The following is a 337-nucleotide window of genomic DNA, read 5'->3' as shown; positions in this document are numbered from 1 at the left end:
TAATGGTGCATGGGCAAAATGAATCTGAGTGAAACCGAGCGCGAAGAACTGATGTCGATGCAGCGCAGCCGCACAATGGCCGTTGGCGAGGTGAGGCGTGCACGGTTGATCCTGCTGCTCGACGAAGGAGCCTCGCGTGCGGCGATCATGGCCGAATTGCGATGCGATTCGCGTTTCATCACAACGTGGCAATCGCGTTTCGCCAGTGAGCGCCTTGCTGGCCTGTACGGCAGACATCCAGGCCGTGCGCCGCGACCTGACCTCGCGGGCCTTGAAGCGAGAGTGCTCGACTACACGCTGCGACGCAAGCCGGCCGACGGCTCGACGCACTGGAGCA

At 62.0% G+C, this 337-nt stretch carries 1 protein-coding gene; it reads left to right on the top strand.

Going from position 1 to position 337, the window contains the following annotated elements:
* Window positions 1-9: 9 nt before the first annotated feature.
* Window positions 10-337, top strand: a 328-nt coding sequence (locus AB4Y35_RS42160) for a helix-turn-helix domain-containing protein (protein ID WP_368692999.1), incomplete at its 3' end; no start/stop codon positions are given.

This window comes from Paraburkholderia sp. EG286A, assembly GCF_040965375.1.
GTDB lineage: Bacteria > Pseudomonadota > Gammaproteobacteria > Burkholderiales > Burkholderiaceae > Paraburkholderia.
The sequence above is the reverse complement of the archived record's forward strand: the minus strand, read 5'-3'. Positions and strand labels throughout refer to the sequence as shown.